Raw genomic sequence first — 16,003 nt, 5'->3', positions numbered from 1 at the left:
CTTCTTTCTATCATTTACTGAAATTTTCATTTTCAGATTAATCAATTGGATTGTATTTCTTTAAACAGCTTAGCACAGCTGTTCACTCTGTTCCTATTCTACCATAAAATGGTCGGATATTTTAGATGAAACCTTGAATTTCATTGATAATTTGTCGCTCGCAAAAATGACGGAAATATGTTATTATGAAAATGAAAAGAGAGATATGCAGGAACATACCTCTCTAATAGCCACTACCAGTTATAAGAACTGGTGGCTTACTGAGTTATTGGTTTTATTTCAAACGCTTAACCGTTCAGCTCCTCAAAGCTTATGAACGGTTATTTTTGTTGTCTAAGACAAGCGCTAAGATACCGAAGATAATGGTCACAACAAGTGTTGCAAAACCAATCATCAGTCCTAGCGCTGCTTCAACGGACAAAAACATTGCTCCTTTCGTTAAAGTAAGAAGAATTGCGCATAAGCATCAACCTCCTTTCTCAACTCAGAAAGTCCTCGTTCATATAACTTTTATGACTAAAATAAGTATACCATCAAATTACTACATAAAATCTGACAACGTTAATTTTTCTTCTTAAAAATGACTTGCATCTAACGCATCGACCATTTCTTGTTCATTCCAAACGGTCACGCCTAAGCTTTCAGCTTTGGTTAATTTACTGCCAGCATCTTCGCCAGCAACCACAATGTCAGTTTTTTTCGAAACACTCCCTGTAACTTTTCCACCAAGATTTTCAATTTTTTCTTTGGCTTCTTCGCGAGTGTACTGCGTTAATTTCCCTGTTAAAACAACTATTTTGTCTTTGAAAGGTGACTCCACTTCTGCTAATTGTTCTGTCCGGAGACCTTTATATGTCAAGTTCACTTGGGCTTTTTCCAGTTCAGCCATTAATTCATGAACTTCCTCATTTTCAAAATACGTCACAACGCTGTCTGCGATTGTTTCGCCAATTGAATCCAAAGCCACAATTTCTTCCGCGGTTGCACGACTTAAGGTTGGTAAATCACCAAAATGCTCCGCTAAAATTTTCGCCGCTTTCGCCCCCACATGGCGAATCCCTAAGCCAAAAATCAAACGTTCGACAGAGTTTTCTTTACTCCCTTGAATGGCAGTATAAATGTTGTTTGCTGATTTTTCTTTGATTTTATCCAAAGTCATTAACTGTTCTTCTGTTAAGAAATACAGATCCGCTACGTCTTTCACTAATCCTTTGTCATACATTTGTGCTAACACTCTTGGCCCCAAGCCATCAATGTTCATTGCGTTTCGTGAGACAAAGTGATTCAGCCCTTCTTTAATTTGCGCAGGGCATTTTGGATTAATACAACGTAACGCCACTTCCTCATCTAAATGCACCAACTCACTATGACAAATTGGACAATGTGTCGGCATTTCATAAGGCTGACTATCGGCTGCACGTTTTTCAACTAGGACTTGCGCTACTTCTGGGATAATATCGCCGGCTTTGTAAATAATAACATGATCATTTAAACGGATATCTTTCATTTGAATAAAATCTGCATTATGCAAACTTGCCCGACTAACCGTGGTTCCCGCGACTCGTACAGGAGCCATGACTGCAGTAGGAGTGACCACCCCCGTGCGCCCAATTGTCCATTCAATATCTTCCACTACTGTTTCTGCTTCTTCTGGTGGAAATTTGTAGGCAATCGCCCAGCGAGGTGCTTTGACAGTGAAACCTAATTCATCTTGCAACGCAAATTCGTTCACTTTAATCACAATTCCATCGATTTCGTATGGCAAAGTGCTCCGCTTTTCATGGTATTCTTCAATGTAGGCCCAGACTTCATCAATTGACTGACATAATTGCCGTTCGGGATTGGTTCTAAAACCAATTGCAGAAAGCTCTTCTAATGCCTCAAACTGCGTCTTCGCTTTCATTGGCCCAAAGTCAGCAACTGTGTATAAAAACGTATTTAAGTTCCGTTTCGCCACAATTTTTGTATCTAATTGGCGCAAGCTTCCCGCCGCTGCATTCCGAGGATTGGCAAAAATATCTTGGCCATTTTCTTCACGTTCTTCATTCAATGCGACAAAGGATTGTTTAGGCATGTAGCACTCGCCACGAACTTCCACTGAAATGGGCTCCGTTAAACGCATCGGTACAGAGCGAACCGTTCGTAAGTTCTCTGTAATGTTTTCACCAACCGTTCCATCGCCTCGTGTTGCTCCGCGTACAAACACCCCGTTTTCATAACGTAATGAAATTGCTAACCCATCAATTTTCAACTCGCAACAGTAAGCAACGGGTTTACCAATCGCCTTACGAACACGTTCATCGAAAGCAAAAATGTCTTCCTTGCTAAATCCATCATTTAAACTATACATTGGAATGTCATGCTGAGCTTTTTCAAAACCAGATAAAACTTTGCCACCTACACGTTGTGTCGGCGAATCTGGCGTGATTAAATCAGGAAACTCCGTTTCAATATCGACTAACTCTTTATACAAACGATCGTAAACATAATCTTCTACGGATGGTTGATCTTTGACATAATATTCATGGGAATATTGATTGAGTTGTTTTCTTAATTCTTGCGCACGAGTTGTCGCCGCCGTTAATGTTAATGGTTGTTGTTCCATCGTAGAACTCCTCCTCATAAGTGTAATGCTCTTATCGTCTTTTTAACACATTTACACTAAGATAGAAAATAAAAAGAATTTAACTAATGATGATTTCTCATTAAATCGCTGACCTATTTTGCATGTTAAATTTTTTCAATAGGTGCAAATGCCGCTAACAACCGTTTTATGCCTTTTTCAGGGAAAGCAATGTCCAACTCTAAGTCTTTGGCCGAACCGCCTACACGAACGACTGTACCAACGCCCCATGCTTTATGTTGGACCTTATCACCTGCTTGCCAGGAAACTTTTTCGCCACCACTTGCCACTTTGTTGCTAACTGATTTTGTAGCTGGCTGTGTATAAGCTGGTTTACTTGCGCTGGGCTTGAATACTTTAGGATCAAAGGTGCGCGCTGGAGCTTTCTGTAAATTGGCTGCCGCCCCTTGTTTCATTAAACGCTCCGCCTCAATTTCTTCTAAAAAGCGACTTGGTCGATTATATTGCGTGCGACCATATAATGTTCTCGAATAAGCATTCGTTAAGAACAAGGCTTCTTCCGCTCGTGTGATACCAACATAAGCCAAGCGCCGTTCTTCTTCCAGTTCACTTTCTTCTAGCATGGCACGTGATAATGGGAAAACCCCTTCTTCTAAGCCCATTAAAAAGACCACTGGAAATTCCAGCCCTTTGGCCGCATGCAACGTCATTAAGGTTACCTGCGAAGAGCTCTCTTCTAAATTATCTAAATCAGAAACCAAGGCTAAATCTGTTAAGAAATCCGCCAATTTTGTTTCTTCGCCATTTGGATCGTCGTTGTTTTGCGCTTCAAAACGTTTATCAAATTCTTGTGTCACAGATAAAAATTCGTCCAAGTTTTCTAAGCGAGCTTGAGACTCTAAATTATTTTGCGCCATCAAAGCTTCCCGATAACCACTACGTTGTAAAGTTTCTTTCACCAATTCTGTAATCGTTAAATAGGGCACTGTTTTCGTTAAGTCTTGAATCATCATGCCAAAATTACCAAGCTCTTTACCCGCTTTTCCTGAAATATTTGCCAAATCAACATTTTGGGCAGCTTCCAGCAAAGCCCAACCATGCGTATCCGCAAATAGCCGTAATTTTTCAATTGAACTTTTACCGATTCCTCGTTTTGGTTCATTGACAATTCGTTCAAAACTAATCGAATCATCTGGATTGGCAATCAAACTTAAATAAGCCAAAATATCTTTAATTTCTTTACGGTCGTAGAATTTATGTCCGCCCACCATGGTATACGGAATATTAGATTTCAAGAGCATTTCTTCCACTACACGGGATTGGGCATTGGTCCGATATAATACCGCAAAATCACCATAAATTCGGTCATTTTCCCGCATTTCTTTTTGGATTTGGCTCACAATAAATTGTGTTTCATCCCGTTCTGTGTCCCCGCGATAATAGACAATTTTTTCACCGTCTATATTTTCTGTCCACAGTTCTTTCTCGCGGCGGTTACGGTTATTTTTGATGACATCATTCGCAGCCGCCAAAATGTTTTTGGTGGATCGATAATTTTGTTCTAGCAAAATTACACTGGCATCTGGATAATCTTTTTCAAAATCCAAGATATTTTGCATATCCGCCCCGCGCCAACCATAGATACTTTGGTCGGCATCACCTACGACACACAGATTTTTGAAACGTGCAGCCAATAAATTGACTAAGGTATATTGTGCATGATTGGTATCTTGGTATTCATCCACATGAATATAGTGAAATTTATTTTGGTAGAAAGCCAACGTATCTGGTTGTTCATTGAATAAACGAATCGTATTCATAATCAAATCATCAAAATCCATACATTGGTTTTTGCGTAATTCTTTTTGATAGGCTTCATAGCATTTTGCGACAATTTCTTCATATAAGGAACCTTGCATTTCAGCAACTTTTTCAGGCGTTTGTAATTCATTTTTGGCATTGCTAATCGTACCTAAAATTGAGCGAGGATCATATTTTTTTGAATCAATATTTAAGTCGTTTAAGATGCGTTTCATTAATGTTTTTTGTTCCGATGGGTCAATAATTGTAAAATTACGGTTGTAACCAATCTGATCCACATCACGACGTAAAATTCTTACACACATGGAGTGAAAAGTGGAGACCCATACATCTTCACCACCCGTTTCCAGTAATTTATTTACACGCTCTTTCATTTCTTTAGCAGCTTTATTGGTAAACGTAATCGCCAAAATATTCCATGGATTTACTTCTTTTTCCTCAATTAGATAGGCAATTCGGTGTGTTAAAACCCGCGTTTTTCCACTACCAGCACCAGCCATGACTAACAGTGGTCCTTCTGTATGCAAAACGGCTTCTTCTTGTCGAGGATTCATTCCCTGAACCAAGGCATGTTTTTGTGTCATATTAAACGTCCTCTCTCTTTTTTCAATCTTATACAGTATACCAAAAATCCCTTTGAAGTTCTTTAGAAAAGAACAAAAAATCTTTTTCTTTTTATATGAAATTTTCTTGTAAATCAAGTCAAACCGCAGTACATTAGTAAGTAGTGATGGAGGCTAAAAATGAAATGAATAATGATGTACATGAAATTAAACAATTAGATGGTACCCGAATCGGCTTTATCCTTAAAGGCATCGTCGTCGGAATTCTGGTCGGCTTTGTTGTCAGCTTATTTCGCTTAGGCATTGAAAAAATTGGCGAACAAGTCGTTCATCTGTATCAAACGTTTCACGAAAAACCCTTTTGGATGATTCCTTGGTTCTTATTTTCTCTCGTGCTTGCTTATTTATTAGGACGACTGATCAAAAGCGAACCAGCAATTAAAGGCAGTGGCATTCCCCAAGTGGAAGGTCAACTTCAAGGTCAATTAGAAATTCACTGGTTTCCAGTGCTTTGGAAAAAATTTATCGGTGGGATCTTAGCGATTAGTCCTGGGCTATTTTTGGGACGTGAAGGTCCTTCAATTCAACTAGGTGCAGTGGTTGGACAAGGCTATAGTCAATGGCGGCAAAGCACCAAGTCTGAAGAAAAAATTTTAATCAGTAGTGGTGCCAGTGCTGGTTTAGCCGCCGCTTTTAATGCACCAATCGCAGGACTTTTATTTGTTCTAGAAGAGGTTCACCATTCCTTTTCACCTTTAGTTTGGTTAACCTCTTTTTCTGCGGCCATTTCCGCTAACTTTGTTTCTTTGCATTTCTTCGGATTGCAGCCAGTTCTTTATATTGGTCCGGTTAAATCTTTGCCTTTAGAGTACTATTGGACATTAGTACTGCTGGGCGTTTTGCTAGGATTATTAGGTTGGATATATCAAAAAACATTGTTGTCCTTACCAAAAGTATATGGAAAAATCAAAGGCCTTTCTTCTAATTATTATGGTTTTGTTTCTTTTATTTTGATTTTACCGATTGGTTATTTCTTTCCACATTTACTTGGCGGTGGGAATCAAATTGTTTTAGCTTTAGGCAATCAACCGACTACGATTTGGGCTTTAGTCGGCTTACTGGTTTTACGTTTTGTTTTTTCAATGGTTTCTTACGGTTCGAATCTCCCTGGTGGTATTTTCTTGCCTATTCTAACTTTAGGTGCCATTATCGGAACATTGTATGGCAGTCTACTTGTCCAATACGTAGGGATGGATCCAATTTTTGTGAAAAACTTTTTAATTTTTGCCATGGCTGGTTATTTTACTGCGATTGGTAAAGCACCGTTAACAGCGATTATTTTAGTAACAGAAATGGTCGGCAATTTTTCTCATTTAATGTCTTTAGGGGTTGTCGCTTTAGTTAGTTATATTACCATCGATAGTCTTGGCGGCAAGCCAATTTATGAAAGCTTATTAGAACGTTTGGTTCCTTCTAAAGTAAGTAATATTCGTGGCCACAAAACGATTATTGAATTACCTATCACTGCAGAAAGTTCCTTAGATGATACGATGGTACGTGATTTTGTCTGGCCTAAACAAATGTTGCTCACTTCCATTCGCCGTGGCGAATCGGAAATTTTAACACATGGTGATACTGTTATGCATGTTGGCGATGTGCTCATTATTTTGACCGATGAAAAACTCGCTTACCAAGTCAAAAAAGAGATTTATCAAAAAACTTTACCGAATGATTTAGTGAATTAAAGAAAGCTGCTGAACCTGAGTTCAGCAGCTTTCTTTTTTTCTTATGACTGTTTTTTAATTTTTTTGAATGTTTTTGACCGTTTTAGATTGATTAGCGTTTTCATTTGTGCTATTATATCCATGAAATGAGGGATGAAAATGCTTACGGAAGAACGACATCAAAAAATTTTACAATTGTTAGATCAAAAATCAGTCGTCAAATCGCAAGAACTTGCTAGCTTGTTCAATGCTTCAGAATCCACAATCCGCCGCGATTTACAAGAATTAGAAGACGCCAATTTGTTAGAACGCATTCACGGCGGCGCTAAGCGTATTCTTAATTTAGGCTTTGAACAAAACATGACGGAAAAATCAATCAAAAACACGCACGAAAAGCAAAAGATTGCTTCTTTAGCCGCTAGTTGTGTACAAGATGGCGATATGATCTATTTAGATGCTGGTTCAACCACGTTAGAAATGATCCCTTTTTTAGTTGGGAAACAAATCCATGTAGTGACGAATTCCGTGCATCACGCTGCAAAACTTAGCGATATGGAAATTCCCACTATTATGCTTGGTGGTACTTTGAAGCTCTCCACTAAAGCAATCATTGGTGCCACTAGTATGGAACAGCTACAACATTTTCGTTTTAACAAAGCTTTTTTAGGAACTAACGGCGCACATTTAGAGTTTGGTTTAACGACGCCTGATCCCGAAGAAGCAGCGCTAAAAGCCTTGGCTATTCATCAAGCAGAAACAGCCTATGTTTTACTGGATCATACAAAATTTAATGAAGTAACGTTTACCAAAGTGGAAGAATTAGAGTCAGTTACTTTACTAACTGACTACTGCCCTGCTGAATCGCTTCAAGGATTCCAGCAAAAAACTATTTTAATGGAGGCAAACAAATGATTTACACAGTGACTTTAAACCCTTCTATCGACTTTATCGTTCATGTCGATCATCTACAAATTGGTGATTTAAATCGGATGACGAATGATTTTAAATTACCTGGCGGCAAAGGAATCAACGTTTCACGTATTTTAAAACGTATGGAGACAGAATCCACTGCCTTAGGTTTTTTAGGTGGTTTTACAGGCTCATTCATTGCTGATTGGTTGAAAAAAGAAGAAATCCAAACGAATTTCACTCCCGTGTCTGCTGATACACGAATCAACATTAAATTGAAATCAGATACTGAAACAGAAATTAACGGCTTAGGACCTGCTCTAACAAACGAAGAAATTCAAGAACTAAAACAAGCAGTTAGTCGTGTTCAGGCTGGTGATATTGTTGTTCTTTCAGGAAGTACACCTGCTTCTCTACGCAAAGGATTTTACGAAGAATTAATCCAAATTGTGAAGGAAAAAGGTGCAGAATTTGTTATTGATACGACAGGTGAAGATTTAATGAACGCTTTGTCACAAAAGCCTTTATTGGTCAAGCCAAATAATCATGAGTTGGCAGAATTATATCATACAACCTTTACAAGTATTGAAGATATTTTACCTTATGGACATCGGTTACTAGAAGAAGGAGCACAACACGTAATTATCTCAATGGCTGGTGATGGTGCATTACTTTTCACAACAGAAGGTGTTTATCGTTCCAACGTTTTAAAACGTCCACTGAAAAATTCTGTCGGCGCTGGCGACTCAATGATTGCTGGTTTTATTGGCAACTTTTCAAAAACACAAGATCCTTTAGAGGCTTTCAAATGGGGTGTCGCTTGCGGTAGCGCGACCGCATTTTCTGATGATTTAGCCTCAGAAGATTTTATCCAAGAACTTATTCACGAAGTAACAATTGAAAAAATTTCAGAATAAATCCACTAAGGGAGGAAAATAGAGTGAACATTAATGATTTATTAATAAAAGATGTCATGATTATGGATTTACAAGCTACTGATAAAAAAGGCGCGATTGATGAAATGGTCCAAAAATTATACGATGGTGGCCGCATCTCTGACATTGACACTTACAAAGAAGGAATTTTAAAACGCGAAGCACAAACATCGACTGGTTTAGGCGACGGCATCGCTATGCCTCACGCAAAAAACAGTGCCGTAAAAGAACCGACAGTTCTTTTCGCTAAAAGTAAAAAAGGTGTTGATTATGAAGCACTAGATGGACAACCTACTTATCTATTCTTCATGATTGCTGCTCCAGAAGGCGCCAATGATACACATCTCCAAGCGCTTGCGGCCCTTTCTCGATTACTTATCGATCCAGAATTTGTTGGTAAATTGAAAGAAGCGGAAACTCCAGAAGCAGTACAAGCTCTTTTCCAAGCAGCAGAAGATCAAAAAGAAGCGGAAGAAAAAGCAGAACAAGAACAAACAACGCCAGCACCAGAAAGCAATCGTAAATATATTATTGCTGTGACTGCTTGTCCTACAGGAATTGCTCATACTTACATGGCCGAAGATGCGCTGAAGAAAAAAGCAAAAGAAATGGGCGTAGACATTAAAGTAGAAACAAACGGTTCAGAAGGAATTAAAAATCGTTTAACTGCTGAAGATATTGCTCGTGCTGATGGCGTGATTGTTGCAGCCGATAAAAAAGTAGAAATGAATCGATTTGATGGTAAAAAATTAGTCAATCGTCCCGTCAGTGATGGAATTCGTAAAACCGAAGAACTAATTAACTTAGCCATTAGTGGTGAAGCTCCTACTTTCCATGGCAGTGACTCGGCTGCAAGCGATCAAGAGGATTCAGCGGAAGGTTCAATCGGTTCTCGTATCTATAAAGATTTAATGAATGGTGTTTCTCATATGTTACCTTTCGTTATTGGTGGCGGAATTGCCATTGCTCTTTCCTTTATGATTGATCAATTTATCGGGGTTCCTCAAGATCAATTAGCCAATTTAGGGAATTACAATGACGTAGCTAGCTGGTTTAACCAAATTGGTGGCGCAGCATTTGGCTTTATGTTACCTGTCTTAGCTGGTTTTATTGCTTCTAGTATTGGGGATCGTCCAGGCTTAGTTGCTGGTTTCGCGGCTGGTGCATTAGCAAACGCCGGAGGAGCTGGGTTCCTTGGGGCCCTAATCGGTGGTTTCTTAGCTGGTTATGTAGTGGTTCTTTTACGTAAAGTTTTCAAAGGCTTGCCAAAATCATTAGATGGAATTAAAACCATTTTATTCTATCCAGTTTTTGGTTTGATTATTACAGGCTTATTAATGTTAGTCATTAACATCCCAATGAAAGCAATTAATGATGCGTTAAATCATTTCCTACTTGGCTTAGATGGCACAAATGCAGCTTTACTTGGTGCCTTATTAGCTGGTATGATGGCCATCGACTTAGGTGGACCAGTTAACAAAGCTGCTTATGTTTTCGGTACAGCTACGCTAGCAAGTACTGTTGCAGAAGGTGGCAGCGTGGTCATGGCTTCTGTAATGGCTGGCGGAATGGTTCCTCCATTAGCAATTTTCGTAGCAACTCGTTTATTTAAAAATAAATTTACAAAAGATCAACAAGATGCCGGCTTAACCAATATTGTAATGGGACTTTCTTTTGTCACTGAAGGGGCAATTCCTTTTGCAGCAGCTGACCCATTACGTGTGATTCCAAGTTTCGTGGTAGGTTCTGCCTTTACTGGTGCGTTGGTTGGTGCGTTTGGTATCAAATTATTGGCACCACATGGAGGAATCTTCGTCGTCTTCCTATTAAGTAATCCATTACTATATCTATTGTTCATCTTAATTGGGGCGATTATTTCAGGAATTGTCTACGGCCTTTTGAAAAAACCTGTCGAAGTACCTGCTTAAAAAAACAGCAAAAAAGCGATTCAACCATGGTTGAATCGCTTTTTTATTATTTTCTCTTTATCGCATAATTTTCTAAATACTCAGGATTTCCTTTGCTTCTGATATACGTGTACACGCCCATCACAAAGGCCCCAAGGGTATTGGTAAATAAATCCCCCATCGTATCCATTAAAGCAGCACGCCCAATAAATGGTTGGCCGTTGGACATATTATAGCGTTGTAAGTTCATGTTCCCTAATGAATCGCAGATAAATTCCCAGAATTCCCAGAAGACGCCACAAAGCCCTGCAAATGCAAACCCAAATAATAAAAATAACCACGGGGAAACATCGGCGTACTTCGTTTTCTTCAATAGGAAAGCAGCAATACCATAACCCACAGCAGTTAACAGCATCGGACTAACAAAGTGTAAAATTTTATCCCAGAACGAAATGATTGAAATCATATGCAACGAGGTTCCTAGGAATACTGAAATAAATAAGAAAAACCAGTAAAAATAAACGATAGTCGGTGGCATAATAATTTTTAAAAATTTATTGACAAGATCCGGTAAAAAGATTAGACCAATTCCAAGTAAACATTCGATAACAAACGTCACACCTTGTTTTGTTGAATACTTAGCCGTAAAAAATTCCCAGAGATTGTACGTCAAGCATAAGATGCCAAACACCACTAATCCATATTTAATTTTCGAATAATTTTTATCCATTTTGACACACCCTTTCAAAAGTTATTTTATATGAAAAAAACTGTAGATGAAAGACACCTTCCATCTACAGTTTTAGAAAACTCTATCGAATGAAGAGCTTATTAAAAATGTTTATTTTTCAACAGCTGTTTCAGTAATTGTTTCAACAGCACGTTTCATACGAATATCATGTTCTAACATGTCGTTATTTAATACTTTACGTACTTGCGCTTCAGGCATGTTGTATTGTTCTGCTAAATCTTTCACTTCAGCATCGATGTCTTCTTGTGTTACTTCGATGTTTTCAGCTTTGGCAACTGCTTCAATCACTAAGTTTGTCTTTGTGCGTGTTTCTGCTTCGCCTTCAAATTGTTTGTGTAAATCTTCTTCTGTAGAACCAGTTAATTGGTAGTACATTTCAGGAGAAATTCCTTGGCGTTGCATGTTGTTTAAGAATTCATCCATTGAACGGTGAACTTCGTCGTGAACCATTACGTGTGGTAATTCAACGATTTCAGCATTTTCAACAGCTAAACGAATTGCTTCTTCGTCTTTTGCTTCTTCAGCTGCTGCTTCTTTTGCTTCTGTCAATTCTTTACGGAATTTTTCTTTTAATTCGTCTAATGATTCTACTGAATCGTCAACGTCTTTTGCAAATTCATCATCCAATTCTGGTAATTCTTTTGCTTTTACTTCATGAACAGTTACTTTGAAAACTGCTTCTTTACCAGCTAAATCTTCTGCTTGGTAATCTTCAGGGAAAGTAACGTTTACTTCTACTTCTTCGCCAGCTTTTTTGCCAACTAATTGGTCTTCAAAGCCTGGAATAAATGAATTAGAACCTAATTCTAATGAGTAATTTTCGCCTTTGCCGCCTTCAAATGCTTCGTCGCCTAAGAAGCCTTCAAAGTCGATAACTACAGTGTCGCCATTTTCAGCAGCGGCATCTTCTTTGATTACTAATTCAGCTTGAGATTCTTGTTCGCGTTTCAAACGTGCTTCCACGTCTTCATCTGTTACTTCACGGTCTTGTTTAGACACTGTTAAGTTTTTGTATTCGCCTAATTTTACTTCAGGTTTTACAGTTACTTCAGCAGTGATAACCCAGTCTTCCCCTTTATTCATGCTTTCAACATCAATTTTTGGTTGTGCTACTGGTTCAATTCCTGCTTCTAATACAGCCGCTTCATATGCTTCTGGTAAAACAGCGTTTAACGCATCTTCGTATAACGCTTCTTCTCCATACATACGGTTAAAAACAGTACGTGATACTTTTCCTTTACGGAAACCAGGTACGTTTAAGTTTTTTTTCACTTTATTGAACGCTTGCGTTAATCCTTTTTCGATTACTGCTTGTTCGATTGAAAAAGTTAATACACCATCATTAGTGCCTTTTTTTTCCCATTTCGCAGACATTTGTTTCCCTCCGAATAACATTTAATTTTATACATCAAACTTTATTTATGCATACCTTTAAATAGTACACTATCCCTAGGAAAATGTAAATATTTTAAGTGCTAAGAAGTGAAAGAAAGACTCGATTTTTAGCAAACTATCAGTTTTTTAATTTTTTCGGATTAAAAAAGCATAGAATTTCGAGAAATTTCCTTCTTAAAACACTAAAAGATTGTGAACAAAATATCTTGTTCACCATCGGATGTAATCGCTTTACTTTATGAATGGCCCATTATAGAATGTATGTACTAAATATTTACGCATTATATATTTTCGTCATTATACATATAATATCAAAAAAGGAGAGGATGGTTTTGAATAAGTTCGTCTGGGGAATCTTTTCTTGCATCATATCATGGCTTTTTTTATCGCTGACTCAACCTTTGATAGCTCATTCTGAAACACTGAACCCTACAACTCACGCCTCTACTTTTAGTGAAACATTTACCTCAGTTTCAACAGAACAACAAACAACTCAAGCAACCGATATCGTGGAACAAGAAACCGAGCAAACCCATGCTTCCTCTGAAAACGATGAACCTATGGCACCTACGCCAGCTAGTGTTTCTGTTGGTAATAGCACCTTAAAAAGTACCTTAAGCACGGGAACGTATAACCAAGATATTATCACACTTTCGTATGAATACAGTGTGACACTTATCGGCTTAGCAATTAATGATCGACCGATTATTGCTATTCAACTTCCTACAGAAATTTCAAGCCAGTTAGATAACGACACTCTAAAGCAACAAGATTTTCTGACTCTTTTAACAGGGACTGTCAGTTATCCAGGAACAGCCACTCAAGATATTCACAGTTCAACTAACGGCGTCAGTCTCTCTTATAGTAGCACTTATCATTCTGTTTATCTGACTTTTCCAAGTAGCACCTTGGTGTTACTTCCCGGAACCAAATGGTCTGCCGCCATTTCGTTTGATGTGGGCGCACTTTATAAACGAGGAATTTCAATCCCTCCTGCTCTTAACGGCAAAGACTATCCGATTCGAGGAACCTTTACAGATGTCGGCACTGGATTAGGTGCAATTAATATTATTATTGGAAACAATACAAAAACAGGCGTAATTAGCAAAGCTCAACTTAGTTTAGGTAATTATCCCGTTCCTCAAGTCACACCAGCCAAACTAACTCAACCAAATCATCTGGACACTACTGTAACAGGGACCATTCAACAAGTACAAGACCCAAACTATAACTACTCTGTTCAATTAACCTTGAACCGCCATGATGGCACCACTACCCCCATTGTGGTGAAAGGGATTTCTGTCGATGCAGCCGGAAATTTCTCGACCTCTTTAGCTTCACCATTAGAATATGGCGACACGCTCTCTACAATTGTCTTTGCTCGTTCAAAAACGTCAACCGACTATATTCAAAGCAGCCCCTCAGCTGATCAAAGTGTCAATTGGTCAATCCAACCAGTCACAAACGTAGTCGCTAATGCCGGCTCAACTCAACTTTCAGGTAAAGCTTCTCAAGCATCTAACGGAACCTATCAAGTTAAAGTACAAATAAATGGTGGTTCTATTTACACAACGTCCTTAGATTCCAATGGCCATTTTCAATTTGCTAATTTACCCACTTTCCAAGGAGGAGAAACGGTCAGCTTGTGGGTCCAAGGGCTCAGCAATCGCACTGGCCTGCCTTTGCTAACCAGTTCTACTGTTTCTCAAACAGTTGCTTATTCTGTGCCTCAACTAACGGTCACGCAAATCATTGAGCGGAAAAATGCACAAGGGCTCTGGGAAGCTGCAAACTCTGTCGTAAGTGGTCAAATCATTCGTTTTACGTTAACCACACGTTTAACCAATCAACCAGCAACGTGGATGAATCAGCAATTACGAGCAACGGTGCCTAAAGGACTGTCCCAACTTTCAGCTGCTACATTAACAAAACAATCAGCAGCAGGTTTAAGTACGCCAATAGCTGGCCTTCAACTTTTAACTGATAGTTCCACTGGTTTGCCGTATTGGAGTTATCATAATTCGCTGCCAGCAGATAATTTTACGGAAGCCAATACACAATTCACCTTACAATATACAGCAACGGTTACAGAAGAATGGATAAACCAATTTCTTTTATTTTCTAGCACGGTTACTGGCAATGATGGTGGCGGAACGCCAATTACGCCAATCACTAAAGAACAGTCTTTACCTATCAAAAACGGTACCCTCCGTTTTGTGCAGATGCCAACTACAGTTTCCTTTAAAAATTTACCTTTTCCCAGCAAACGAACCCTCTACTCACCATCGACCATTAGCGCTCCTTTCCTCATTGCCGATGGTCGTGTTGCAAAAACACCATGGCATTTGTTGGTAAGAGAGAGTCAGCCCATGCATTCAACTTCTACAAATAAAACGATCCAGCAAGCTTTCATTTATCGAAAAAATGGCAGTGATTTTCCTATCTCCTCTTTAGCAACCGAAGTTTATCAATACACCGCAACGGACGATAACAATGTAGAAATTCCTTGGAACCAACAAAATGGACTTTTTTTAAGCGTTGCTCCTGACCTTAACTTAACGGTCAAAGAATCTTACACTGCCGAATTACAATGGATTCTTTCTGATACACCCCTCTAATTAGGATTTAGCTTTTTTAAAAGTTAAAAATAAACAAGAAAGAAGGAATAAAAAATGAAAAAGATCGTGCGCATTTCAAGCATTTTGTTCGTTGCTACGCCTCTTATGCTTTTAAATAGTCCAAAAGTTGAAGCAGCCCAAGTCGCTTCTATTCAATCCAACGCTGATATTACGTTTGCTCTTGATAATACTGTCACGCCACCTGTCAATCCGACGAACCCTTCTCAGCCTGTGACACCTAATCCTGCTGATCCTCATCAACCTGGTACAGCCGGACCCCTTAGTATTGACTATGTTTCAAATATCCATTTTGGATCAAAACAAATTCAAGCCGGAACAGCAATCTATTCGGCACAACTGGACCAAGTACAAAATAGTACTGGCGATTTAATTAGCGTGCCAAACTATGTTCAAGTAACTGACAAACGTGGTCTAAATCTTGGCTGGAAATTATCAGTTAAACAGAGTGCGCAATTTGCTACAAGTGATTCAACACCCGCTGTTTTGGATAATGCATCCTTGACCTTTTTAGCAGCAACACCCAATTCAACACAGTTACTTTCTTTGGCGCCATTAACGGTCCCAGTAACCTTGGATCCAACTGGTGCCGCCACTTCTCCTGTGGCGACTGCCGCTCTTTCAACAGGAATGGGCACTTGGACATTAGCTTTTGGTAGCGGAGCGACCGCTGCTCAAGGCATTCAATTAACTGTTCCTGCGACAACGAAAAAAGTTGCAGCTAAACAATATAAAACAACGCTTACTTGGATTTTGGATGATACACCACTTTAAAAGA

12 protein-coding genes are annotated in these 16,003 nt (G+C 38.9%); 7 read left to right on the top strand and 5 right to left on the bottom strand.

The window, feature by feature from the left end:
- Positions 1-310: 310 nt before the first annotated feature.
- A complete protein-coding gene (locus IGJ20_RS02555; RefSeq protein WP_306173767.1) occupies positions 311-397 on the bottom strand; it encodes a hypothetical protein in 87 nt (28 codons plus the stop codon).
- Between IGJ20_RS02555 and IGJ20_RS02550 the strand changes: the two genes are divergently transcribed.
- Positions 363-578: a hypothetical protein gene (locus IGJ20_RS02550; protein ID WP_002382998.1), complete on the top strand. Its 216-nt coding sequence runs from the start codon at positions 363-365 to the stop codon at positions 576-578. The genes IGJ20_RS02555 and IGJ20_RS02550 overlap by 35 nt on opposite strands.
- Here IGJ20_RS02550 and ligA read toward each other — a convergent pair.
- Positions 575-2,605 (bottom strand): NAD-dependent DNA ligase LigA, encoded by a 2,031-nt coding sequence (gene ligA, locus IGJ20_RS02545; protein ID WP_202522332.1) that lies wholly within the window; start codon positions 2,603-2,605, stop codon positions 575-577. The two genes, IGJ20_RS02550 and ligA, sit on opposite strands and share 4 nt — an antisense overlap.
- Positions 2,606-2,730: 125 nt before the next feature.
- Positions 2,731-4,989, bottom strand: a complete 2,259-nt coding sequence (gene pcrA, locus IGJ20_RS02540; protein ID WP_002363179.1) for a DNA helicase PcrA — start codon at positions 4,987-4,989, stop codon at positions 2,731-2,733.
- A gap of 164 nt (positions 4,990-5,153) precedes the next feature.
- Between pcrA and IGJ20_RS02535 the strand changes: the two genes are divergently transcribed.
- The 4 genes from IGJ20_RS02535 to IGJ20_RS02520 all read left to right on the top strand — a co-directional run bounded on the left by IGJ20_RS02535 (position 5,154) and on the right by IGJ20_RS02520 (position 10,464).
- On the top strand, positions 5,154-6,713 hold the full coding sequence (locus IGJ20_RS02535) for a ClC family H(+)/Cl(-) exchange transporter (protein ID WP_010819215.1): 1,560 nt from the start codon (positions 5,154-5,156) through the stop codon (positions 6,711-6,713).
- A gap of 138 nt (positions 6,714-6,851) precedes the next feature.
- Entirely contained in the window at positions 6,852-7,604 is a 753-nt protein-coding gene (locus tag IGJ20_RS02530; RefSeq protein ID WP_002381250.1) for a DeoR/GlpR family DNA-binding transcription regulator, read from the top strand.
- On the top strand, positions 7,601-8,518 hold the full coding sequence (gene pfkB / locus IGJ20_RS02525; RefSeq protein WP_002358692.1) for a 1-phosphofructokinase: 918 nt from the start codon (positions 7,601-7,603) through the stop codon (positions 8,516-8,518). The genes IGJ20_RS02530 and pfkB overlap by 4 nt, the downstream gene beginning before the upstream one ends.
- Positions 8,519-8,541: 23 nt before the next feature.
- The gene (locus tag IGJ20_RS02520; protein WP_002366176.1) at positions 8,542-10,464 is read left to right on the top strand and encodes a PTS fructose transporter subunit IIABC; all 1,923 of its coding nucleotides are present in this window, start codon (positions 8,542-8,544) and stop codon (positions 10,462-10,464) included.
- 46 nt (positions 10,465-10,510) lie between these two features.
- Here IGJ20_RS02520 and IGJ20_RS02515 read toward each other — a convergent pair whose 3' ends face one another.
- Both IGJ20_RS02515 and tig read right to left on the bottom strand, forming a co-directional pair.
- On the bottom strand, positions 10,511-11,173 hold the full coding sequence (locus IGJ20_RS02515; protein WP_002355557.1) for a hypothetical protein: 663 nt from the start codon (positions 11,171-11,173) through the stop codon (positions 10,511-10,513).
- A 111-nt stretch (positions 11,174-11,284) separates the two neighbouring features.
- A complete protein-coding gene (gene tig, locus IGJ20_RS02510; RefSeq protein ID WP_002355556.1) occupies positions 11,285-12,568 on the bottom strand; it encodes a trigger factor in 1,284 nt (427 codons plus the stop codon).
- Between the two features lie 263 nt (positions 12,569-12,831).
- On the opposite strand from tig, the gene IGJ20_RS02505 reads away from it, so the two are divergent.
- Both IGJ20_RS02505 and IGJ20_RS02500 read left to right on the top strand, forming a co-directional pair.
- A complete protein-coding gene (locus tag IGJ20_RS02505; RefSeq protein ID WP_202522331.1) occupies positions 12,832-15,207 on the top strand; it encodes a hypothetical protein in 2,376 nt (791 codons plus the stop codon).
- A 54-nt stretch (positions 15,208-15,261) separates the two neighbouring features.
- Positions 15,262-15,999, top strand: coding sequence for a WxL domain-containing protein (locus IGJ20_RS02500; protein ID WP_002358689.1), 738 nt, complete (start codon positions 15,262-15,264; stop codon positions 15,997-15,999).
- The last annotated feature ends 4 nt before the right edge of the window (positions 16,000-16,003 follow it).

The organism is Enterococcus sp. DIV0294 (assembly GCF_050558155.1).
In the GTDB taxonomy this organism is placed as follows: Bacteria; Bacillota; Bacilli; order Lactobacillales; family Enterococcaceae; genus Enterococcus; species Enterococcus faecalis.
Note: the sequence above shows the minus strand (reverse complement) of the source record. Positions and strands in the feature narration are given on the sequence as shown.

Bases quoted from the DNA above. Each gene is read 5' to 3' on its own strand.
- IGJ20_RS02550 (WP_002382998.1), top strand. From the start codon at position 363: ATGGTCACAACAAGTGTTGCAAAACCAATCATCAGTCCTAGCGCTGCT.
- ligA (WP_202522332.1), bottom strand. From the start codon at position 2,605: ATGGAACAACAACCATTAACATTAACGGCGGCGACAACTCGTGCGCAA.
- pcrA (WP_002363179.1), bottom strand. From the start codon at position 4,989: ATGACACAAAAACATGCCTTGGTTCAGGGAATGAATCCTCGACAAGAA.
- IGJ20_RS02535 (WP_010819215.1), top strand. From the start codon at position 5,154: ATGAATAATGATGTACATGAAATTAAACAATTAGATGGTACCCGAATC.
- IGJ20_RS02530 (WP_002381250.1), top strand. From the start codon at position 6,852: ATGCTTACGGAAGAACGACATCAAAAAATTTTACAATTGTTAGATCAA.
- pfkB (WP_002358692.1), top strand. From the start codon at position 7,601: ATGATTTACACAGTGACTTTAAACCCTTCTATCGACTTTATCGTTCAT.
- IGJ20_RS02515 (WP_002355557.1), bottom strand. From the start codon at position 11,173: ATGGATAAAAATTATTCGAAAATTAAATATGGATTAGTGGTGTTTGGC.
- tig (WP_002355556.1), bottom strand. From the start codon at position 12,568: ATGTCTGCGAAATGGGAAAAAAAAGGCACTAATGATGGTGTATTAACT.
- IGJ20_RS02505 (WP_202522331.1), top strand. From the start codon at position 12,832: ATGGCCCATTATAGAATGTATGTACTAAATATTTACGCATTATATATT.
- IGJ20_RS02500 (WP_002358689.1), top strand. From the start codon at position 15,262: ATGAAAAAGATCGTGCGCATTTCAAGCATTTTGTTCGTTGCTACGCCT.